The 511-nt window shown below is 38.6% G+C and carries 1 protein-coding gene; it reads right to left on the bottom strand.

The annotated features are described in order from the left end of the window. Positions 1–74: 74 nt before the first annotated feature. Positions 75–374: a hypothetical protein gene (locus tag I6E61_RS14085; protein ID WP_002957848.1), complete on the bottom strand. Its 300-nt coding sequence runs from the start codon at positions 372–374 to the stop codon at positions 75–77. Positions 375–511 lie beyond the last annotated feature (137 nt).

Below are 511 nucleotides of genomic sequence, written 5' to 3'. Positions count from 1 at the left end.
AGGAAGCAAAAAAGGTGTTTAGGAATTACCAATAAACGGGGTTACCGCAATTTTTACATACACCTATCCTGCTATTAAGCAGACATGGGAGGGCGGTAGAGTGAACGAGGTATATTAATTTGTGTAGTAAATACACTTATATTTACTTTTTCAGATTCAAGTAAAGTAACGCTAAATAAAGTATCAACATTAAGCATTGAGTTAGCAGCGCAGCCACTGATAGGGCATTTGCAATCATTTTGTGGCGTACTTTCGTCGTCGCAACAATCCATCTGCATCATATTTTCAGACATGCTAGCGACAGCTGTTGTATCACTACTTTGTGTCATTGGCATTTGGGCATGCATTGCTGTTTTCGTTGGCATATGTGGCATTTCGCATACCATAGCTACAGACGCAACTGCCTGACCCACAAAAGTGAGCAGTAAAGTTATCATGAGTAAACTAGCGTAAAAACGTTGCAACATTATGCCTTTTAATAAACTTTAAAATGATTGTAAGGTAACCTAAC

Source organism: Psychrobacter sp. NZS113, assembly GCF_015864825.1.
Taxonomy (GTDB): domain Bacteria; phylum Pseudomonadota; class Gammaproteobacteria; order Pseudomonadales; family Moraxellaceae; genus Psychrobacter.
The sequence above is the reverse complement of the archived record's forward strand: the minus strand, read 5'-3'. Positions and strand labels throughout refer to the sequence as shown.

What these genes read in the sequence shown, in the direction of transcription:
- I6E61_RS14085 (WP_002957848.1), bottom strand. Translation starts at nt 374, where the DNA reads ATGCCACATATGCCAACGAAAACAGCAATGCATGCCCAAATGCCAATG.